We start from the raw sequence: 21193 nt of genomic DNA on the forward strand, positions 1-21193 counted from the left end.
GTGCAGGCGCTGGAAGCTGCCGGCGCCCAGGTGATTGCCAGTGCCAACATTGGGTGCATCTCGCACCTGCAGGGCGGCACCGCCACGCCGGTCAAGCACTGGGTGGAGTTGCTGGACGAAGCCCTGAGCGGCTGAGCTGCCCGCTTCAGTTCAACAACTCGCGCCACGCCGTGCGTTGCAGGCTCCCTGGCTTCGGCGGCGGTGGCGGCGGTGTGTCAATGGTTTGCTTGCCGTCGCTGTAGGTCGTGATGGTGCGGGGTCCCTGGCTGGTCTGAACCCAGGCCAGTCCCACGGCGATGGTGTTGCCCAGGTAGGTGCCGGCCACGCCACCCGTCGCATTGGACAGCGCTGAGCCCGTGGCGATGTCGATGAAATAACGCCAGGAGCTGCCCGACGCCACACAGGTACTGGCACCCGGGATGGCCGAAAGAACGCCCAGGATGCCGTACTGCAGGACGGGGTCGAACGCCACCCGCTCGCCCGAGGTTGGCAAGTCCAGCCGCCAGCCAATCCCGGTGGTCCAGTTCACGGCATTGGTGCTGGTTGTCCGCACCTGGGATGTGCCTGATCCGGTGGTGGTGAAGGCCTGGGCCACCAATCGCGCATCGGTCCGGATGTCGCCCCAGCTGGTGTTGGTCAGGGGGTCCTTGATGGCATAAATGGTCTGCATGGTGGTGTCGGTGAGGTCGGTGGCGCCCAGGTAGCGCCCGGTGCCCAGGAACACCACCGGGTACTTGATCCCGTTGTACGTGACCGATGCCAGCTCCATCTGTGTGGTGATGGGTTGCGCGGTGACCGAAGCGATCTTGAGTTTGGCCAGCTGCAAGGATGCCTGGTTGGGCAGGACCACATTGTCCAGGTCAAAGCGCCAGACATTGCCCAGCATGTCGCCACCATAAACACGCTTGGCGGTGTTGTCGGTGAGGTCGTCGATCCACGCGTTGATCTTGCCCAGGCCGCTGGGGGTGGCCGCAGTGCCGACGTTGACGCCGCTGGTGTCCTTGGTCGCGATCTTGAGGAGCTGCACGCCCGTGTTCGCGTCCACCACGTACAGGTAGCCCACGCCGGTGTTGTTGTAGCCCGAACTGAAGATCACCACCCAGGTGCCATCGGCCCGCTTGGTGATGACGGGGTTGCCCACGGTCAAGCCCAGGTCCGTATCGGTGAACTCCCACAGGGGCAAGGGGCTGGTGGGGTTGCTCACATCCAGTGCGAAGTAGCCTTTGCCTCCGACGCCCAGTCCTGACACCACGATGCTTTTCCAAACCCCGGCTGATGACTTGACATCGCCCGCCACCGGCGTGGCATCGACCATGAAGATGTGGTTGTTCGGGTAGCCGGAGCTGGCCAATTTGTACATGTTGGGCATCACCATGGTGGGCACATAAGCCCACATCTCCTTGCCGCCGGTGCCGCCCGAGGCGATGTCGGCCGAGAAGGCGTGCAGCATGCCGTCGTTGCCCCCGACGTACACCATGCCCGAGCGAGTGGCGTTGTTCTTCACATACGTGGCATAGCCGGCATCGCCATAGCTGAAGCCGGGGGAGCCGATGTAGATGGGCGATGAGCCAATGATGTCGCCCAGAATGTGCTCCCGGGTCCGGAACAGTGGATTGCTCGTGTTGGTCTGCTCGTAGGTGCGGTCGCCCCTCAGCCAGTTGACCACGTTGGTGCCCGCGTTGGCGATGGCCTTTTGCGCGGTGCTCAAGCTGGCGCACTGGCTGGGGACTCCGCCGGCCTGGGTGCAGAAGTTGTCAAAGGATCCCGCTTGGCCATCTGCCGACAGGTTGGTGTAGTTGAAGCCCCGCAATGTGCGGGTGGCACTCGCGCCGCTGCCCGTCGTCTTCATGTAGTAGATGTTGCGGCTGGTCGGGAGCACGCTGTTCAGCTGCGTCTGGACACTCCAGCTGCTGGTATACGTGATATCGCCCGTGAAGCTGTTGATGTTGGTGATGTTGGATTGCAGCTCACCCGTCCAGGCCATCGACTTGTAGCTGGTCTGGAACACCTGGTCGCTGCCTGACGCCGGGATGAGGGAGCTGCTGCTCGCCGCGCCCCCGGTGCCCAGCGCCTGGTTGACCCCGTTGAGCACGCCACTGAGGGCGGCGATCAAGGTGGCGGGGTCGCCGGCCGAGAAGAACTGCCCACGCCCATTCACCGCGGCATGCCAGAGGTCGTCCACCGCCGTGACGCCGTCGGCGGTGGGGGCAGGCCAGTCTGGCCGCGCACCCACGCCGTTGGCGATGTTGTAGAAATCGCCAGAGGTCTGGGTCAGGTAGTTCTTGTCGTAGGTGACCAGGCCGCTGACCCCCAGACCCACGGTGAAGGTGGTCATGTGCTGGGTGCTGATGGTGTCACGGCCTGAGCTTGGAACCTGATTGGTGCAGACATCGGCGCCGCCATTGCCCGTGCAGTTGCTCAGGCTGCTGTCGCGCAGATCCGTCTTGTAGTAGTACTGCGCCACGTCGGCCAGGGTGTTGGTGGCGCCTCCGGAGGTCTGGGTGGTGGTGTTCGTGGATGAGGCGGGCACGGAGGTGCTGACGATGGTCACGACCGCGGGTGCGCTGGTGGCGCTCGGCGTGCCTTTGATGTACGTGGTGCCCACGGCGGGCGGAAAAATGTTGCAGTAAGGGGTGCCGCTGCTGGCGGTAGGGCTCCAGTTGATGGTGTCGCTGTTGGTGGCCGTGTTGTTGGACACCTGGCTGGTGCTGGACGATGTGCTGCTGGTGTCATTTGTCACGCTGCCGTTGGTCGTGACCACGGTGCGCACCACCGAGTAAGTCACGTCGTTCACCACGGTTTGTGTTTGAACCAGCGTTTCCGTGCCCGTGCCCGAGCTGTCCGTCTGGTTGGGCTGCAGGAAGAAGGGGCACGAGGATGAGATCACCACGGATTTCGTGCCCAAAGAGTAGAGCGATGTCTTGACCGTTTCCACCTTTTGTCGTTGCACATAGCTGGTGGTGGTCTTGTCCGTGACGATGTTTTTGGAACCGTCGTACATGGGGCGAACGTCGAACCCGTCTTGCTGGCCGACCTGGGTGGTCCCATCCAGCTTGGTGGCGTCGGCATCGGTGTCGTTCCAGTAGCCGTCGGTGGTCAGGATGGCGTAGTTGCGTTGGCAGCTGTTTTGCATCGGGTCATAGGTTTGCCCCGAGGCTTTCTTGGCGAAATAGCGGCCCACCTTGGACAAAGACCTGCGCAGTGGGGTGCTTGAAATCGGGGCGGCGGAATAGAGGTCGCTGTAGAACTTGGTTTTCTGCGTTGAGCCGAAGTCATCGACATCCACAAAGGTGCCCGATGGGGTAACGGAGTTGTCGCTGATGGTGGTGAAGCCAACGCGGTAGTTCGAGGTCAATGACTGGAATGCCAGCCCCGTGGCCGAGCGCATCATGTTGATGCGGGTGCGGTAATACGAGTACCAGTTGGCGTAGTTCTGCGCGTCACTCGACCCGGTGGTGAGCGTGGTTTTGGTCAGGACGGTGGTGAGCCCATTCTTTCCGGTCAGGCATTCGGAGTAGAAGGTGGTGTTGGTCAAGACGCTGCTGGTGGCCGAATCGTAGGTCCAGGACAGGGCTGGGACCGATCCGGTGTACTTGTAGTAGTAGTTCTTGGTGGCGTCGGAGGCGAGGTTCACGGTGGACGGCTTGCCGATCGTCCATGAGGAAAACGTGCCTGATCCCGTGACAGACGTGACGTTGACGGTGATGGTCTGGCTGACCGGAAAGATAAAAAGGGTGTAGTTGGTCGTGGCGTTTGTGACGGTGCCCGACATCGTGTTGGACCCATTGGAGATCAACAGCGTGTCGCCCACGGCATAAGAGGTGACCGACCCCGTGGTGAATGTCTTTGATCCCGTGCCAATCGCCATGGACGACGAGCTCGAGGATGTGGACGTGACCGTCAGGTTGTAGCCGTCATCGGCGGCCGCCGTCAGGCTCATGTTGCTGTAGTAGCTTCCATCGGCCTTGACCGGGGCTGCGTAGGTGGACGATGGGTTGTAGGCCACGCCGTTGCATTGGTAGGCCTTCAGGCCGATGTCGCCCACGCCACCCGCAGCATCGGGCATGTAGTCTCTGGCCATGCTCCCGGAGTCGTCCAGGATGAGCATGATGTTGGGTTTGGACGCGGTTGAGGTGTTGATCAGCGGTGTGTTGGAAATGTCGGTGAGCGCGGACCAGGCGTTGGGGCTGGCCATCAGCAGGCAGGCTGTGCTCCACACTGCGATCAGTCCATGGCGACCCGGGGTCGATATTTTCGAGCAAGACATGGCGCTTCCTTTTCGGTTCATGCGCGGATCACTGGTGCACGATGGTTTCAGTGAAGCTGGTCGTGTCGCGCGAACTTTTGACCCGCACAACGATGCGGTAGTACGCGCCAGAGGTGAGGGACAGGCGCCCGCCTTTGCCGTAGCCGAGGTTGCCCTTGGTGTTGGTGTCCCCGCCCGTGGCCGTGGGCGGGCGGCTGCACATATTGCCCCCCGTGTTGGCGGCCCCCACGACGGGGCACAGGCGCAGGATGATGTATTTTTGCTCGATCCCGGCAAAGCCGGTGGTCAGGGTGGCTGGCAGCAGGCAAAGCCCGCTGCCGCTGGCGCAGTTGTTGCCCTCCCAGTCCACCATGGTTCGGTTGGCCGGCGTTGAGTACTGCTGGCCGGTCACGTCGACGATCTCGGGGTTTTGGTCGTGGCTGGAGGCGTAGTAGCCATTTGGGGCGGTGCCCGACGAGTCATTGGCGTCCGCTGAGGTCGCGTTCCTGATGTAGGTGATGGCCGCTTCGGTGGCTTGTTCCGCCACAGCGGTGGCCTCTTGCCGGAAACCAAGGTTGCCCAGGATCAAGGTCGCGGTTTCAGATGAGCGCACCAGCGCCAGTGCGGCCAATGACAGTGCCGTCAGCGCGATCAGTGCAAACATCAGTGCCGAGCCTCTGGAGGCGTGTGCGGTGGTTCTCATGAGTTCCACAGCATGTTGCGCAAGGGGATGACGGTGTCAAACACCTTGTAGCGGTAGTGCTGCCAGTCGGCGCCGGGCATGGTGAGTGTCAGGCATTGGTCCGAGCCGCAGGTGGTGGCGCCGGTGACCGCGATGGTGGCGCCCACTCGCCACACTGGCGCGGTGGTGGTCACGTTGTCTTTCTCGTACAGGCCACTGCGCACCACCAGGACCAGGCGTATGCCCAGGACTTGCTGCCATTCGGCGTTGTTGGCCGGGGGCACGGCATCGTAGGTGTCGATCACGCCGGGCACGGCCTTGCCTTTGCCGTACAAAGCTTTCATGACCACGACCTGCGGAAACAAGGTGCGGGTGACCGGATTGCCACCGCCGAGGCCCGTGGTGGCATTGACCTCGGTCAGGGTCAGCCCATCCGTTCCGATGGCGTAGTCGCGGTAAAGCGTCTTGCCCAAGTTGATGAGTTGACTGCCTGAACTGAACCCGCCGGCCGGGAAGGTATTGGCCTGGTTCCAGCCTGAGTCCGCCACGTGCGGGATGGTGGTTGACGTCACCGTCGTGGAGGCATCGGATTTGACGGAGAAAATGGAGCAACCCGTGGCCAGGGTGTCGGGCACCGCGATCATCAGATCCGTGTCGCTCGCACCATTCGAAGATTGAACGATGAAGCTGGTGTCTGTCTGCGTGTGGGCCGAGGTCAGCTTGGTCGGCACCGAGTAGTTGGCCTTGTCGCTGGACATGACCCTGACGCGGTCTGTGGTGGCACCTGTGGTGATGACCACCGGTGCCAGGGTCAATGACGCGGTGATGGTGGGCACGAGCGCGGTGCCGTTGAAGCTGCCGGTGATGGCGCAGCCGATGACCGTTGGGTCGTTGATCAGTCCGTAGCCCGCTTTCTGAATGTCCTGTTGCAGGGCATAGATGGCCAATGCCCCATTGGTCTGGGCATCGCCGCCGTTCGTGGTCGTGCGCTTTTGCGACTCATAGTTCACCATGACCTGGGCAATGATGAGTGTGGTGAGCAGGCCCAGGGCCAGGCCCACCATCAATTCGATCAGGGTGAAGCCAGCGAGGCGTCGGCGGGGTGTCGGGGCGGGCACGGACATGGTGGAGGGCATGGCTCAGAGGGCGGCGGCGGACTTGACCACCGTGGTGGTCGTGAACGTGTGTGCGTCCTCGTTGGGCAGTGTCCAGGTGATGGTGACGCTGACCGAGGTGGCGCTGGCCGCGATCACGGGTGTCGCGGTCGGCAGCGTGGCCGCCACCTTGTTTTGCCAGTCCTTGCACAGGCCATACGAAGCGCAACTGCTGCCGTTGTAGTTGAGGACGTGCGCGGTGTCGGTCCGCATCACGCCAATGATTTCGCTGGTGAGGTAGACCGCATCGGCGCGGCCTTTGGCCGAGGTGTTGGCCCGGGTCATGGACGTTTGCAGTTTGACCAGGCCCAGGACGCCCAGGCTGAAGATCAAGATGCTGACCAGTACTTCAATCAGCATGAAGCCCCGCGAGCCATGGGGGGGGCTGCTGGGAGACGCGATGCGCTTCATCTTGTGATGTTCCATCAAGACGGTGTCGGGCAGGCGCCTACTGCGGTCGCGGCCAAGGCCGGATCGCACAGCGCGATCATGCCCGCAGAGGACACCACGATGCGCAGTGCGCGGCTGTCAGTGTCCGAGGCCGCCACCACGAAGTTGATCACGCCAATCGGAACGCTGCCATCGGCCGCGGTGGTGAGCACCCGCCCCAAACCATTGAAGGTCACGGCCTGGGCGGCGGTGTTCTGGTCGATCTGTCGGGCGACCACGGACAAGGACTGCGCGTTGCCTTCGGCCGAAGAGCGCGAAATCACGATGCGGGGTGTCGTCGTCTTGGACGGGTCGGCTGCACACGCGCCTGCGGGCGAATCCTGGCTGACGACCCATGAAGCGCCCGTGGACGACAAGGCACAGGTGCTGTCCAGTGCGCCAGACGAGGGGGTGGACACCATCCAGAATGACACGGAGGTGTTGCGGCGAATCGCCTCCATGCGGGCCCGCTGCAGCCCGTTCTGCATGGACTCGGCGGTGGAGCGCAGGCGCATGTTGCGGATCCAGGATGCGCCGCTGGGCATCACCGCAGCCAACAACAGGCCGAGCACGCCCATCGTCACCGCCATCTCGATCATTGAAAAGCCGCGTTGGCGCATGTCTTCTCAATTGCAGTCGGTGGTGGACTTGACGGCCCAGCAGTTGCTCAGGGCGACCGTCGCATTGGCATATTGGGTAGTGGCCTTGGTGCCAGCGTCATTGATTGTGTAGGTGTAACCAGACGCCAGAGCAGAACTCCCTGTGGCAGTCAGGGTGTAGTTCTGAGCAGTGTTGGATGTCGAGCAAATAATGCTGAAGTACTTGAGCGCGGACGAGCTGATCGGGGCCGCCCAGCTGGCGGGCGTGCCATTGGATCCGCAGGCCGAGGTGCCGTAGCTTCGGTTGTCCTGGTAGAACTGCTCCATCTTGATCCGAAGATCCGACAAGGTGGTGAAGGCTTCGACCAACTGGCCGCGCCGGATGTAGTTGGTGTATGCCGGGTAGGCCACGGCCGACAGGATGCCGATGATGGCCACCACGATCATCAACTCGATCAGTGTGAACCCGTTCAGGTCGCGGCGACGCAGGTGGTCGGTGTTGAGTGCCATGGGGCATCCTTTGATGAAATGGAGCCCTGTCAAGGCCCCTTGCTTCATTTTAGGAATGCGCGGCTTTTCCCAGTGGTGGAAAAGCAGTCCCAATCTGGCCCTAATTCACAGGTTTGTGTTGCCTGACGGCGTTGATTGTTAACACCGACAAAATCTGGCGGTCAAAGATCCTGGTCCGCACACCATTCACTCCACGACCCCGCGTACAAGCGCGATCCTTCCAGCCCCGCGTGCGCCATCGCCAGCAGGTTGTGACAAGCCGTCACGCCCGAGCCACATTGATGCACCACCGTGCCAACCGGCCGCGAGCCCAGTAGCGCCGTGAACTCATCGCGCAACACCTGCGCGGGCTTGAAGCGCCCATCGGCCGCCAGGTTCAACTGAAAGAAGCGGTTGATGGCCCCCGGGATGTGGCCACCCACCGGGTCGAGCGTTTCGTTCTCGCCGCGAAACCGATCGGGCGCTCGGGCATCGATCAATTGCATCACGCTGCGGTTGCCCAGGTTGGTTTGCACAAAGTCGATGCGGCTCAAGTGCTCGTCGTGAGGGCTCAGCTGGATGTGCGACGGTGCGCGCAACTTGGCCTCCGTGCTGATGACCTGGCCGCCGTGCCCTTGCCACGCCGCCCAACCGCCATCCAACACCCGCACCAACGGGTGCCCCATCCAGCGCAACATCCACCAGGCCCGCGCGGCAAACATCCCGCCAGCGTCGTCGTAGGCGATGACTTCGGTGTGGGCTTGCAGGCCCCAGCGGCGCAGGGTGGCCAGGAAGGCTTCGGGCGTGGGCAAAGGGTGTCGGCCGTTCAACCCGGTCTTGGGCCCCGACAAATCCGTGTCCAGGTTGGCGTAGACGGCGCCGGGCACATGGCCTTGTGCGTAAGCTTGCTGGCCAGCCTCTGGCGCGGCCAGGCTGAAGCGGCAATCCAGCACCAGCACCTCGTCGCCAGCCTGCTTCAACAAGTCGGCCAGCTCGGCGGCCGAGATCAAGGTGTGTTGATGAGGGCTCATGCGGATCGGTTCAAGGCGATTTGAAGCGCATGGATCACGGCGGCAGGCTCTTCATGCACCAGCCAGTGAGTGGCTTCTGGCAAACGGGTGACGTGCAGGTTGGGCACATAAGCCTCCAGCCCATCCAGCAGGCTGGGCGGCAGGGCCAGGTCGGCCTCGCCCCAGATCACCGTGGTGGGGATGTTGACGTGCAGCATGGCCTCGGGCAAGGTCAAATGCATGACCGCGTCGGTGGGCGCCGTGGGCGGGTGCAGGGGTGAGGCGCGGTAGTAGTTCAGCGGGCCACTCAAGCCTGCCGACCAGGCCTGGCGGTATTGACCTCGCAGCTCGGGCGTGAGCCAGTCGGCGCTGCCAAAGCGCTCGAAGAACGACCACATCTTGGCGAAATCATCGGCCTGCAAATAGGCTTCAACACCCGGGCGGCGCAGCAGGTTCATGTACTCGCTGGCGGCCTGTTGCGCGGGGTCGTGGCGCAGCGCTTGCATGAACAAGGCCGGGTGGGGCGCGTTCAAGATCACCAGGCGCTCCATCATCTGCGGCGCCATGGCGGCCAGGCCCCAGGCAATGGCACCGCCCCAGTCGTGCGCGATCAGGGCGGCGGCGGGGGCGCCCAAGGCCTGGATCAAACCCAGCACATCGCCCCCAACCAACTGCGCGCGGTAGTCCTTCACCTCGGGGGGCGAGTACGAGCCTGGGTAGCCGCGCAGGTTGGGCGCCACGCAGCGGTAGTGCTCGCCAAAGTGCGCCAGCAGTTCGTCCCAGGCAAAGGCCGCTTCCGGAAAGCCATGCAGGAACACCAGCAGCGGCGCATCGTCCGGGCCGGCCATGCGGCAATCCAGCCAGGCCTCGGGCTGGTTCGCGCCCGGCGAGGGCAGGGCGATGCGGCGGCTGGTGATGTCCATGGGGTGCTTTCGTGAGGGCGGTCAGAACAGCGCCATGCTCAGTTTGCGGCGGTATTGGTCGATGACGGGGTCGGCGCTGGCGACCTCGTGCTTGCCGGCAATCTCCAGCTTGCCCTTGGTGTCGGCGGGCGCGGCCACTGGCTTGGCCGAGGCCTTGGGGATGGGCTTGGTCATCACTTCCAAGATGGCCACGTAGGTCTTGCGGGCCAGCTCGTCCGACCAGGCCTTGTCGCGCATGATGATCTCGATCAACTCATCCATGGCGTGGGTGAAGTGCCCGGCCGCGAAGTTTTGCTGGGCCAGCTCGAAGCGGGCGGCGAAGTCGCGCTTGTTGGCGGCGATGGCCTCGTTCAATGCCGCGGCTGGGCGCGTGCCGGGTGCCACGAGGGCCGCTGCGACGTAGCGGCCAAAAGCGGCCACCCGGGGTTCGGCCAACAAGCCGGTGGCGCGCGCGGCCACGGGCGCGAACACGGCCTGCGCGGCGGTGGCATTGCCCGCGACCAGCAGCCACTTGATCAACTCGAAGCGCGCTTCGTCATTGCCGGGGTCGCGGGCCACGGCGTCTTGCAACAAGTCCACAGCCGATGCGGTGTCGCCCGAATCGGCCAATTGCTCGGCCTGGGCGACTTCCATCTCGGCCTCAATGGCCTCTTCGCTGGGCACATGCTTGTCCAGAAACTCGCGGATCTGGGCCTCGGGCAGGGCGCCCACGAAGCCGTCTACCGGCTGGCCACCCACAAAAATCACGCAGAAGGGGATGGAGCGCACGCCGAACATCTCGGACAGCTGCCCGGAGATCTCTTGCTGCTCGTCGGCATTGAGTTTGGCCAACTGAAAGCGCCCGGCATAGTCCACTTCGAGCTTCTCCAGCACCGGGCCCAGCGCCTTGCACGGGCCGCACCAGGGCGCCCAGATGTCCAGCAAGATGGGCTGTTGGGCAGAGCCGGCCAACAAGTCGGTTTCAAAGTTCTCGAGGGTGATGTCGATCATGGTGGCAGCTAGCGCCTAAAATTGCAGGTTTTACAGTGAGGAGCGAGCCGTGAATAACGCGACTCCCTTGATTGGCGTGGTGATGGGTTCCAGCAGTGACTGGGACGTGATGCGCCATGCAGCCGACATTCTCACCGAGTTCGGTGTCCCCTTTGAGGCGAAGGTGGTTTCAGCCCACCGCATGCCCGACGACATGTTCGCCTACGCCGAGGCGGCGCGCCAGCGTGGGCTGGTGGCCATCATCGCGGGGGCGGGCGGTGCGGCCCACCTGCCGGGCATGCTGGCGGCCAAAACCACGGTGCCCGTGCTGGGCGTGCCCGTGCCGTCGCGGCACCTCCAGGGCGTCGATTCGCTGCATTCCATCGTGCAGATGCCCAAAGGCATCCCCGTGGCCACGTTTGCCATCGGCACGGCGGGCGCGGGCAACGCGGCCTTGTTCGCCGTGGCCATGCTGGCCCAGAACGATGCCCGCCTGCGCGAAGCCTTGGATGCTTTCCGCGCCCGCCAGACCGAAGTTGCCCGCAACATGACGCAAGACCTGACCCTGGATCCCCAATGACGGCTGATGTGATCTTGCCCGGCGCCACGCTGGGCGGCAGCGGGGCCACCACCCTGGGCGTGGTGGGCGGTGGCCAATTGGGCCGGATGTTCGTGCACGCCGCCCAGTCCATGGGCTACGCCACGGCGGTGCTCGACCCCGATCCCGCCAGCCCGGCGGGTTTGGTGTCCCACCACCACCTGAAAGCCGACTACCTGGACGCGGCCGCTTTGGCCGAGATGGCCCGCCTGTGCGCGGCCATCACCACCGAATTCGAGAACGTGCCCGCCCAGGCTTTGGACACCCTGGCGCAAACGCGGCCCGTGGCGCCCACCGGCTCGGCGGTGCGGGTCTGCCAAGACCGTGCCCGCGAAAAAGCCCACTTCGTGGCCAGCGGCGTGCCCTGCGCGCCCCACGCCCTGATCGAAACGCCCGAGCAACTGGCCGCCATCGCCGACGACCTGCTGCCCGGCATCCTCAAAACCGCCCGCCTGGGCTACGACGGCAAGGGTCAGGTCCGCGTCAAGACCCGGGCCGAGCTGGTGCAGGCCTGGGACGAACTCAAGCGCGTGCCCTGCGTGCTTGAGAAAATGCTGCCCTTGGCGTTTGAAGTCAGCGTGATCGTGGCCCGGGGCCGCGACGGCCAGATCGTGCACTTCCCCGTTCAGCACAACCTGCACCGCGACGGCATCCTGGCCGTGACCACCGTGCCCGCCCCCGGTGTCAGCGAAGCCCTGTCCGCCCAAGTGGTCAACGCCGCGCAAACCCTGGCCGCGTCCTTGAACTACGTCGGCGTGCTGTGCCTGGAGTTTTTCATCCTGCAGGATGGCAGCCTGGTGGCCAACGAGATGGCGCCCCGCCCGCACAACTCTGGCCACCACACGATTGACGCCTGCGACCTCTCGCAATTCGAGATGCAGGTGCGTGCCATGACCGGCCTGCCCCTGGTGGCGCCGCAACTGCACAGCCCTTGCTTCATGCTCAACCTGCTGGGCGATTTGTGGTTCGAGGGCATCGCATCCACCGTGCAGCGTGAGCCCGACTGGCCCGCCGTGGTGGCCCTGCCCGGCACCCACCTGCACCTGTATGGCAAAACCGACGCACGCCGTGGCCGCAAGATGGGCCACCTCACGGTGACTGCCGCCACCGCCGACCTTGCGCGCGAAGTGGCCTTGAAAGCCGCGGCCGTCCTGGGCATCGAGCCTTTCTAAACTGTCACCCATGCGACTGCTCGATCCCGACACACAAACCGATGCCATCGAACAAGCCGCCCAGCGCCTGGCCGATGGCGGCCTGCTGGCCCTGCCCACCGAAACCGTCTACGGCCTGGGCGCCCGCGCCGATGACGATGCCGCCGTGGCCCGCATCTTCGAAGCCAAGGGCCGGCCCAGCAACCACCCGCTGATCGTGCACGTGGCCAACGCTGAAGCCGCCTGGCAGTTCGCCGCCGCCGTGCCTTTGGTGGCCCAGCAGTTGATGGACCGCTTTTGGCCCGGCCCCTTGACGGTGATCGTGCCGCGCGCCCCCGGCATGGCCGCCGCCTCCGCCGGTGGGCAAGACACCATCGGCCTGCGCTGCCCCGATCACCCCGTGGCCTTGAAGCTGCTGCAAGCCGCCGCGCGCCTGGGCGTGATGGGCGTGGCCGCGCCCAGCGCCAACCGCTTTGGCCGCATCAGCCCCACGCGCGCCGAACACGTCATCGACGAGTTCCAGGACCAAGGCAGCGGCTTGGACGAAGTCTGGGTGCTGCAAGGCGGCCTGTGCGATGTGGGCATCGAGTCCACCATCGTCGACTGCACGCGCGCCCACCCAGTCATCCTGCGCCCCGGCCGCCTGACCCGCGACGAGATCGAAGCTGCCGCTGGCGAGCCCGTGGCCCTGTCCACGCCTGAATCCCGCGATGCCGGCGCCCCGCGCGCCTCTGGCACCCTGGCCGCGCACTACGCCCCGCGCGCCAAGCTGCGCCTGATGAGCGACCTGCAACTGTCGTCGGCGCTCGACCTGATCGAACCCGAGCTGACCGCCAAGGCGCTGGCCAACAAAGCGGTCACGCCACCGGGCATCGCCGTGTACTCGCGTAGCCTGTGGGCGCACCGCCCGGCCAGCCCCGGCGTGGTGCAGCGCGCCATGCCCGCCGACGCCATCAGCGCCGCGCACCACCTGTTTTCTGACCTGCGCGAACTCGACGCCCTGGGCGTGGAGCTGATCTGGGTTGAAAAACCCCCGGTCGACGCTGTCTGGGACGGCGTTCGCGACCGGCTGGCCCGCGCGTCGGCGGCTTAACACGCCCTTAACACCCGCACAGCGCGACTCTAGTAAGCTTCGGCCCTGCTTGACCGCCTCTCATCCTTTTGGAGTGTCCATGTTCCGCATCCCTGATACCGCCCGACTCCTGAACTCACGCCGCACGGGCGTGGCGGTGGCCGCCTGCTTGAGCGCGGCCGCTTTGGTGGCGGGCTGTGGGGGTGGTGCGCGGGTCAAGCCGTTTCAGCCCCAGCAGATCATCGCGTTCGGGGATGAGAACAGTGCGTTTGATGACACCGCGACGCTCGGGGCGCCGTTGGTGGATTTCAAGACCATCCCGGGCGCGCCAACTTCGACGGCGGATGTGCCTTACCGGGCGAGGTACACCATCAACGTGATCGCCGACAGGCCGAATTTTTGCAAGACCAGCTTGCCCACGGATGTTTTCTGCGCATCCAGTGCCGCCTTGATCGCGGCTGACTACCCAAGCGACAAGTCGTTCTTTGTCCCGCAATCGTCCATTCCTGGGGTGTACCGCTACAGCGTTGCCAGCAGCATCATTCCCGTCGTGAATGAGGTTTTCACCGGGTCATTCAACGATGGCGGTTCGTCGCCTCCGACCATCTACCTCACCACCGATCACACCTACTACTGCTCCACGGACTTCGCCGACGACTACGGCAACTGGGTGCAGCGCCTGGCCCATGGCCTGGGCGGCGGCGGGTTGAACCTCGGCGGCGCCACTGGTGGTTGCCCGCAGGATGGCGGTGGCAGCCGTTCTTACGCCAAGTGGGGCGCCAAGGTGGCCGACGTGGTTGAACAGTTCAACACCAACCGTGGGGAGTTGCGAGACGGCGTCCTGGTGACTCTGCTGGCCGGCCAGAACGACATCATGGCGGCCTACGCCGAGGTGGTGGCTACACCGTCGACCGAAGAAGCCGCCAAGATTCGGATGAGCGAACAAGGGGCGATCCTGGGGGCGCTCATCAAGAGCATTGTGGCCACGGGCGCCCGCGTGGTGTACCTGACGGTGCCAGACATGGGCAAAACGCCCAAGGCGGTGAGTGATGGCAAAACCACACTGGCCAACGACTTGACAAAGGCCTTCAACGAGGGGTATCTCGACAAGGGGGGCCTGACCTTCAGCACGGGGACCAACGGCCACAAGATTGTGAAAGTGGACGGCTACAGCCTGATCGCGTCACTCGGCGCCAGCCATTCCGCCGCCGCTTGCCAATCAGACCCAACCACAGTCACGATGCCCAATGGCAAGACATTGACGGCTGCCTTTCCCAGCATCGATTTCGGTGCGCTTGTGAATGCTGACTTCAGGGCCAAGGCACTGTTGCTCAATTGTCGGTCCAACAATTTGCGCGTGCTCACGCCAAGGGTTTTGAACCCCATATCGCCTGCCGTGCCCAACGACGAAGTCCGCGCTTTTTACCGTGACTACCTGTGGGCCGATGACCTGCGCCTTGCCCCATTGGGCCATGGCAGCCTGGCCAACCTGGCCGCCTCCCGCATCCGCGATCAGCTCTGATCCCGGCGCATGAACCTCACCTTCATCCCCAAAATGGCCACCGCCAAGCTGAGGGTGACGGTGTTGGCCACGGTCATGGGCCACGAGCCCAACGCCAGGCCGTAGACCAGCCACAGCAGCACGCCCACCGTGAAGGCGCTGTACATCCCCAGCGAGATCCCGCTGACATCGCGCGTGCGAAACGTCAGCAGGGCCTGGGGGATGAAGGCGCCGGTGGTCAGCATGGCCGCCGCCGAGCCAATCGTCTCCACGCAGGTGGGATCCAGAAAAGTCACCAGGGTTTGAAGCGCGTTCATTGGTCGTGCACCGTCCACTCGATCAGCGCCTTCAGCAAGGGCCGGGCAGCGTCGGCCTTGGGGTCGTTGACCACGCCCACGACCACGTAACGTCGGCCTGAATCACCCAGCACCACGCCGGCCACCGAGGCCACGCCGTCCAGCGAGCCGGTCTTCAGGTGGGCTCGGCCCGCCACCGACGCCATCCTGCGCGCCGTGCCATCCACACCCGCCATGGGCAAGGAGGCCAGCAGGTCGGGCATGGCCGGGCTGGCCCACAGCGCCTGCAGCCAGCGCCCCACGCACGCGGCCGAGGCCTGCTCCGTGCGCGACAAGCCCGAACCGTTGTCCATCACCAGCACCCCGTTGCCGCAGGGCGATGTGCCCGTGGACGACTCGGTGGTGGCCTGCACCACATGCTTCGTCACCCGGGCGCGGGCGGCGTCCAGCGTGGCCGGGCCCAGCGGGCTGAGTTCGGTCGGGGCGGCATCGCGGCCCAGGGTCAGGAACAACTGCCGGGCCATCACGTTGTTGCTGAACTTGTTGATGTCGCGCACCACGGTGGCCAGCGGCGGCGATTCCCAGGTGAACCAGGCGGGCGTCTCGAAGGGCCACGGGCCCGAAGCCTGGACCTGGCCTTTGAGCAGGCCGCCCGCGCGGCGCCAGGCCATGTCCAGCACGCGCTCGGTGTGGTCCTGATGCACGCCACCGGGCCAGTGCACGGGCCAGTCGCGCTCGCCACAGGCCGTGGGGTAGCGGCCTTTCAGGGTGATGGTCCAACCCAGTGCGGGCGGCGCATCCGGGCGCAGCTCCAGGGCCATGGACTCGCGCCAGTCGCTGCAGGCCGCCTTGTCGTCCAGCGGGACCTTGGCGTCCAGGCGCACGCCGCCCAACTCGGGCTCCATGCTGACCCTGGCCCAACCCGGGTTGGCCACGTCGGGCCGCAGCCTCAGGGTCAGGGCCTGGTGGGCGACCAGCAGGGCGTCGGGGCCGGCGTTGTGGGTTTTCAACGGTTGCTTGTCAAACGCGGCGGCATCGTGCTCTGGCACGGCGGCAAAGGCCGATCGGTCCAGCAGCCAGTCGCCATGAATATCGCGCAGGCCGGCGGCGCGCAGGCGGCTCATCATCAGCGCCACCCGCTCGATCACCAGGCTGGGGTCGCCATCGCCGCGCATCAACAGCGGGCCTTCCAGCACGCCGTTGGGCCGCAGCCGCCCACCCAGCGCCACCTGCGTGCGCCAGGTGAAGGCGGGCCCCAGGGTTTGCAGCGCCACGCCGGTGGTGAACAGCTTCATCACCGAAGCCATGGTGCGTACCGTGTCGGCGCCCGTGCTGAGTCGGGGCGGCCCCCCATCCACCGGGATCACCAGCAGCGACACCGCCGAGGCGGGGACCGCGGTGGCTTGCAAGGCCTGCTGGAGGGCCGGTGGCCAGCGCGGCTCATCGGTCGGCGTGGCGGGGGGCTGGGGCGCGGCCTGGGCTTGGCAGACCGCGCTCTGTGGGGCTAAAAGCAGTGCCAGAATAAGTGCGCCCAGCCAAGGCGCGGTGGGGCGATGTGAACAAGTGACCGTCATGGCCGCATCATAGAAGGGCGGCGTTGGCTACACTTCCGGCCATGTCGCTTGCTGATTCGATTTCCTCTTTGCCCACCGCCGCCAGCGCTGCCCTGGCCAAGCCCCGCCTGCTGGTGCTGGACACCGCGACCGAGCTGGTGCACCTGGCCCTGGTGCTGGGGGATGAAGTGCAGGCGCTGCACGTGGGCGGCGGCGCGCAGGCGTCCAGCACCACCTTGCCGGCCCTGCAAAAGCTGCTGGCCGACGCGGGCTTGAGCTGGTCTCAACTCGACGCCATCGCTTTTGGCCGAGGCCCCGGCGCGTTCACCGGCCTGCGCACCGCCTGTTCACTGGCGCAAGGCCTGGCCCTGGCGGCCGGCTGTCCCGTCATCTCGCTGGACACCCTGATGGCCGTGGCCGAAGACGCCCGCCAGTCCGATCCCGCCGCCTGGTCTGAGGGTGACACCCTGTGGGTGGCCCAGGATGCGCGCATGGGTGAGTTGTACGTGGCGGCTTACCGTTGGCAAGGCGCCCACTGGCAAGCCCAGACCGACCCCAGCCTGTGGGCCCTGGGCGTGCCCCGTGATCGATGGGCCGAGACCCCCGGCGTGCACCGCGTGGCCGGCAACGCCCTGCTGGCGCACCCTGCGGCGTTCGACGGACTAACGCAGATGACCTGGCCACAAGCCGCGCCCCGTGGCGCCGCGCTGGCCGCCCTGGCCCGACAAGCCTGGGCGCGCGATGAGCTGCTCGACGCCGCCCTGGCCCTGCCCATGTACGTGCGCGACAAAGTGGCGCAAACCACTGCCGAGCGCCTGGCGGCCAAGCGCCTGTGAGCGCGACAATCCACCCCATGTCCGCGCCCTCACGCTCAACGTCACCCTTCAGCGCATTGGCCGAGGTGGCCGAGGCGTCGGCCTTCGCCGACCGGGCCATGACCGAGGCCGACATCCCCGCCGTGCTCGACATGGAGCGCCTGGCCTGCCCGCACCCAGCGCACGCCTGGTCCGAAGACAACTACCGATCCTCACTGCGCAGTGGCTATTGGACGCGGGTGCGCACCGGGCCTGACACTGACCGCATCGTCGGCGTGTGTGTGGCCATGGATGGATTCGAGGAAATGCACCTGCTCAACATCGCGGTCGATAAAACCCTGCATGGGGCTGGCCTGGCGCGTGGCCTGCTGGACACCTTGTACGCGTTTTGCCGTCAGGCCGGAGTGCCCTTGCTGTGGCTGGAGGTGCGTCCCTCCAACGAGCGCGCGCTGGGGGTGTACCGGCGCCAGGGCTTTGTGCAAGTCGGCGTGCGCAAGGGCTACTACCCCGCGCCCGGCGGCCGCGAAGACGCGCTGGTGATGCGCCTGGATTTGAACAAGGCGGCCCAGCCATGAGTTGGTCCGAACGCCAACGCGCCATGCTGCGCGAAATGGGCATCCCGGCGTTCTGGCCGGTGCCGCCTTCCGCGCCGGCGGAAGACGTGCCGATGGTGGCAGCCGCTGTTGCTGACGTGGCCCCAATTGCACCTGCGCCCGCGCCTACTCCTACGCCTACGCCCCCATTGGCCAGGCCGGCCCGCCCCGAAGTCAAGCCCCCGGTGTCGATTGCGGCCGCCGCCACGGCGGGCATCCAAGCCATCCTGCGCGAACGCCCCGAAGGCATCGACCAGATGGACTGGCCCACTCTGCGCCAGGCCGTGTCCGGCTGCACCGCCTGCGGCCTGTGCGAAAGCCGCAAACAGACCGTCTTCGGTGTGGGCCACCAACACGCCAGCGTGATGATCATTGGCGAAGCCCCCGACGAGCAGGAAGACAGCCAGGGCGAGCCCTTCGTGGGCCGCGCCGGCCAGTTGCTCGACCGCATGCTCAGCCCCATCGGCCTGACCCGCGCCGACGCGGATGCCAACAGCCAGGTCTTCATCGCCAACGTGCTCAAGTGCCGCCCGCCCGGCGACCGCAACCCGCTGCCCGCCGAAGTCGCGCAGTGCGAGCCCTACCTGATGCGCCAGATCGCGCTGGTCAAGCCGCGCATCATCATCGCCATGGGGCGCTTCGCGGCGCAATCATTGCTCAAGACCAGCGAGCCCATCGGCCGCCTGCGCGGGCGCCTGCACGATTTGCAGGGCACACCGGTCATCGTCACCTACCACCCCGCTTACTTGCTGCGCAACCCGGTCGACAAGGGCCTGGTGTGGGATGACCTGTGCCGGGTGCGCGAGCAACTCAATCAGCCGACCTGACCCGAGCGCTCAATGCGTCATTGCGCCAGGTAGCGCTTGCGCCTGAACAGCATCACCAAGGCGAGCACCACCCCCGCCATCAAGCCACACGCCACCCAGAAGCCAAGCTTGGTGTGGATCAGCGGCAAGAAATCGAAGTTCATGCCAAAAACGCCGGTGATCAGGTTCAGCGGCAGGAACACCGCCGTCATCACCGTGAGGGTGCGCATGATGTCGTTGGTGCGGTTGCCCTGCAACGAAAAATGCATCTGCACCGCGCCTTCCGACGACGACTCCAGACGCCGCACATGGCCCAGCACCCGCTCGATGTGTTCCTGCACGTCGCGCGAACGCACGCGCAGCACCTCGCGTTCGCGCGCGGCAGTGGGCTCGGTCGGCATGGGCCAGTCGTCCAGCGCGTCGATCCACTCTTGCACGGCGCTGCGCTGATCCTCGCACGTGTCTTCCAGCAAGTGCAGGGTGTTGCGCGCCTCCAGCAGCGACTGCCAGTGGTTGAACTGCTTGCGGTCGCTCAGCAGTTCTTGCTGCAGATAGGCCGACTGCTTTGTCAGCAGGCGGCGCAGGTCCAGGTAGCTGTCGACCATGTGGTTGACGATGCGCACCATCAGGTCGGCCGAGCTGGGCGGCAGGCGGCTGACCGAGCCGCGCCCGTCGGTGCGGTTCTCGTTGCGCTCGTCGGCGCTGACCATCTGGTTGAGTCGGGCCTCGAAGAAGTCGCGCACCGAGCAATCGGCCGGGTGCACGGTCAGTAGAACGCGGTCAAACACCACGAAGCCCACCGGGCTGGTGTCGATGCTGGCCAGGGCTTGCCTCGCACTGCTGGCGGTGCCATGCGTGTCGTCCAGGAACATGCCCTCCGTGCCTTGTGCGGCGGCCAGGCGGCGGAACACCAGCATGTCGTACCAGGAGGTGTAGTCGTACTGGGATGGCAACTGCGAGTTCAGCAAGTCCATGACGTGCAGGTCCACCAGATTGCCGCCGGCCAGGTGCAGCAACTGCGCTTGGACTTTGTCCAGGCCGACCTCGAACTCACGACGGGCTGTGGTCACCCACAAAAAGCCTTGGGTGGGCGGGGTGTCCGGCCAATCCGGCAGCTCCTGGAAGCGATCATTGATCAGGAAAAAACGCACTCAGACAACTCCAGCGTTCATTCGTTCATTCAGTCGCGCAGCAACTCGGCGGCCTGCAGCGCGAAATAGGTCAGCACGCCATCGGCGCCCGCGCGCTTGAAGGCCAGCAAGGCTTCCATCATGGCGGCATCGTGGTCCAGCCAGCCGTTCTGGGCGGCGGCCTTGATCATGGCGTACTCGCCGCTGACCTGGTAGGCGAAGGTGGGCACGCGGAACTCGTCCTTCACCCGCCGCACGATGTCCAGGTAAGGCATGCCAGGTTTGACCATGACCATGTCGGCGCCCTCGGCGATGTCCATGCCCACCTCGCGCAGGGCCTCGTCGCTGTTGCCCGGGTCCATCTGGTAGACCTTCTTGTTGCTTTTGCCCAGGTTGGCCTTGGAGCCCACCGCATCACGGAAGGGGCCGTAAAAGGCGCTGGCGTACTTGGCACTGTAGGACATGATCCGGGTGTGGATCAGGCCCTGCGATTCCAGCGCCTGGCGGATGGCGCCGATGCGCCCGTCCATCATGTCGCTGGGGGCCACGATGTCCACACCAGCTTCGGCCTGGACCAAAGCCTGGCGGGTCAGCATGGACACGGTCTCGTCGTTCAGGATGTAGCCCTTGTTCTGGGGATCCGGGTCCAGCAGGCCGTCCTGGCCATGGGTGGTGAACGGGTCCAGCGCCACATCGGTCATCACGCCCAGCTCAGGGAAGCGCCGCTTCAACTCGCGCACAGTGCGGGGCACCAGGCCCTCGGGGTTCAGGGCCTCTTGGCCATCCGGCGTTTTGAGTGCCGGGTCAATCACCGGGAACAGCGCCATCACCGGGATGCCCAGCTTCACGCATTGCTCAGCCTGGGCCCACAGGGCACCACGGCTCAAACGTTGCACGCCGGGCATGGAGGCAATGTCTTGCACACCGTCGTCTTGATCCAACACGAAGACGGGGTAAATCAAATCGGCTGAAGTCAGGGCGTGCTCTCGCACCAGTCGCCGCGTGAATTCATCACGGCGAAGGCGGCGAGGGCGGTGCTGCGGGAAACGGTGCAAAGAAGACATGCGGGACAAATGATGAAAGCAGTGTGAAGGAATGCAAAGAGAACAAAAAAATCGGTGGCAATCCCCGGTTTGCGGACATGCGTTGCAGACATGACGCTGCAAGCCCTCTATAA

General features: G+C 65.3%; 20 protein-coding genes and 1 pseudogene. 8 read left to right on the forward strand and 13 right to left on the reverse strand.

Annotated elements, in window-relative coordinates; genetic code table 11:
* Positions 1-135 (forward strand): annotated as a pseudogene (glcF, locus tag H7225_RS01255) (glycolate oxidase subunit GlcF); the annotation flags it as partial.
* A gap of 10 nt (positions 136-145) precedes the next feature.
* On the opposite strand, the gene H7225_RS01260 reads toward glcF, so the two are convergent.
* The 9 genes from H7225_RS01260 to H7225_RS01300 form a co-directional block, all read right to left on the reverse strand.
* Positions 146-4267, reverse strand: a complete 4122-nt coding sequence (locus H7225_RS01260) for a PilC/PilY family type IV pilus protein (RefSeq protein WP_290658792.1) — start codon at positions 4265-4267, stop codon at positions 146-148.
* Between the two features lie 28 nt (positions 4268-4295).
* A complete protein-coding gene (locus H7225_RS01265; protein WP_290658793.1) occupies positions 4296-4949 on the reverse strand; it encodes a hypothetical protein in 654 nt (217 codons plus the stop codon).
* A complete protein-coding gene (locus tag H7225_RS01270) occupies positions 4946-6064 on the reverse strand; it encodes a PilW family protein (protein ID WP_290658794.1) in 1119 nt (372 codons plus the stop codon). Before H7225_RS01270 ends, H7225_RS01265 begins: the two co-directional genes overlap by 4 nt.
* Before the next feature lie 3 nt (positions 6065-6067).
* Complete coding sequence (locus tag H7225_RS01275) at positions 6068-6508, reverse strand: pilus assembly protein PilV (protein WP_290658796.1); 441 nt, start codon at positions 6506-6508, stop codon at positions 6068-6070.
* Positions 6508-7131: a GspH/FimT family pseudopilin gene (locus H7225_RS01280; RefSeq protein ID WP_290658798.1), complete on the reverse strand. Its 624-nt coding sequence runs from the start codon at positions 7129-7131 to the stop codon at positions 6508-6510. The genes H7225_RS01275 and H7225_RS01280 overlap by 1 nt, the downstream gene beginning before the upstream one ends.
* A gap of 6 nt (positions 7132-7137) precedes the next feature.
* Entirely contained in the window at positions 7138-7620 is a 483-nt protein-coding gene (locus H7225_RS01285; protein ID WP_290658800.1) for a type IV pilin protein, read from the reverse strand.
* Between the two features lie 161 nt (positions 7621-7781).
* Positions 7782-8630: a sulfurtransferase gene (locus tag H7225_RS01290; RefSeq protein ID WP_290658802.1), complete on the reverse strand. Its 849-nt coding sequence runs from the start codon at positions 8628-8630 to the stop codon at positions 7782-7784.
* Positions 8627-9532 (reverse strand): alpha/beta hydrolase, encoded by a 906-nt coding sequence (locus tag H7225_RS01295; RefSeq protein ID WP_290658804.1) that lies wholly within the window; start codon positions 9530-9532, stop codon positions 8627-8629. Before H7225_RS01295 ends, H7225_RS01290 begins: the two co-directional genes overlap by 4 nt.
* Positions 9533-9553: 21 nt before the next feature.
* Positions 9554-10522: a tetratricopeptide repeat protein gene (locus H7225_RS01300; protein ID WP_290658806.1), complete on the reverse strand. Its 969-nt coding sequence runs from the start codon at positions 10520-10522 to the stop codon at positions 9554-9556.
* 82 nt (positions 10523-10604) lie between these two features.
* Here H7225_RS01300 and purE point away from each other — a divergent pair, with 82 nt between their 5' ends.
* The 4 genes from purE to H7225_RS01320 all read left to right on the forward strand — a co-directional run bounded on the left by purE (position 10605) and on the right by H7225_RS01320 (position 14844).
* Positions 10605-11081, forward strand: a complete 477-nt coding sequence (gene purE / locus H7225_RS01305; RefSeq protein WP_290658881.1) for a 5-(carboxyamino)imidazole ribonucleotide mutase — start codon at positions 10605-10607, stop codon at positions 11079-11081.
* The gene (locus tag H7225_RS01310) at positions 11078-12271 is read left to right on the forward strand and encodes a 5-(carboxyamino)imidazole ribonucleotide synthase (RefSeq protein ID WP_290658808.1); all 1194 of its coding nucleotides are present in this window, start codon (positions 11078-11080) and stop codon (positions 12269-12271) included. Before purE ends, H7225_RS01310 begins: the two co-directional genes overlap by 4 nt.
* Before the next feature lie 10 nt (positions 12272-12281).
* Positions 12282-13343 carry an L-threonylcarbamoyladenylate synthase gene (locus H7225_RS01315; RefSeq protein ID WP_290658810.1) on the forward strand — a complete coding sequence of 354 codons (1062 nt, stop codon included), beginning with the start codon at positions 12282-12284 and terminating at the stop codon, positions 13341-13343.
* A 79-nt stretch (positions 13344-13422) separates the two neighbouring features.
* Positions 13423-14844 carry an SGNH/GDSL hydrolase family protein gene (locus tag H7225_RS01320; RefSeq protein WP_290658812.1) on the forward strand — a complete coding sequence of 474 codons (1422 nt, stop codon included), beginning with the start codon at positions 13423-13425 and terminating at the stop codon, positions 14842-14844.
* Here the strand turns inward: H7225_RS01320 and H7225_RS01325 are convergent.
* Positions 14835-15140, reverse strand: a complete 306-nt coding sequence (locus tag H7225_RS01325; protein ID WP_290658814.1) for a SemiSWEET transporter — start codon at positions 15138-15140, stop codon at positions 14835-14837. The genes H7225_RS01320 and H7225_RS01325 overlap by 10 nt on opposite strands.
* A complete protein-coding gene (dacB, locus tag H7225_RS01330; protein ID WP_290658816.1) occupies positions 15137-16693 on the reverse strand; it encodes a D-alanyl-D-alanine carboxypeptidase/D-alanyl-D-alanine-endopeptidase in 1557 nt (518 codons plus the stop codon). Before dacB ends, H7225_RS01325 begins: the two co-directional genes overlap by 4 nt.
* Before the next feature lie 41 nt (positions 16694-16734).
* Between dacB and tsaB the strand changes: the two genes are divergently transcribed.
* From tsaB to H7225_RS01345, 3 genes are read left to right on the forward strand one after another with little or no spacing between them, the layout of a single operon-like run.
* Positions 16735-17508, forward strand: coding sequence for a tRNA (adenosine(37)-N6)-threonylcarbamoyltransferase complex dimerization subunit type 1 TsaB (tsaB, locus tag H7225_RS01335; RefSeq protein WP_290658818.1), 774 nt, complete (start codon positions 16735-16737; stop codon positions 17506-17508).
* A gap of 17 nt (positions 17509-17525) precedes the next feature.
* The gene (locus H7225_RS01340) at positions 17526-18062 is read left to right on the forward strand and encodes a GNAT family N-acetyltransferase (protein WP_290658819.1); all 537 of its coding nucleotides are present in this window, start codon (positions 17526-17528) and stop codon (positions 18060-18062) included.
* Positions 18059-18907, forward strand: a complete 849-nt coding sequence (locus H7225_RS01345; RefSeq protein ID WP_290658821.1) for a uracil-DNA glycosylase — start codon at positions 18059-18061, stop codon at positions 18905-18907. The genes H7225_RS01340 and H7225_RS01345 overlap by 4 nt, the downstream gene beginning before the upstream one ends.
* A gap of 17 nt (positions 18908-18924) precedes the next feature.
* Here H7225_RS01345 and H7225_RS01350 read toward each other — a convergent pair whose 3' ends face one another.
* The gene (locus H7225_RS01350) at positions 18925-20037 is read right to left on the reverse strand and encodes a magnesium transporter CorA family protein (protein ID WP_290658822.1); all 1113 of its coding nucleotides are present in this window, start codon (positions 20035-20037) and stop codon (positions 18925-18927) included.
* Positions 20038-20066: 29 nt separating this feature from the next.
* Positions 20067-21080: a porphobilinogen synthase gene (gene hemB, locus H7225_RS01355; RefSeq protein ID WP_290658824.1), complete on the reverse strand. Its 1014-nt coding sequence runs from the start codon at positions 21078-21080 to the stop codon at positions 20067-20069.
* Positions 21081-21193 lie beyond the last annotated feature (113 nt).

It is taken from the genome of Aquabacterium sp. (genome assembly GCF_014378415.1).
GTDB lineage: Bacteria > Pseudomonadota > Gammaproteobacteria > Burkholderiales > Burkholderiaceae_C > Aquabacterium.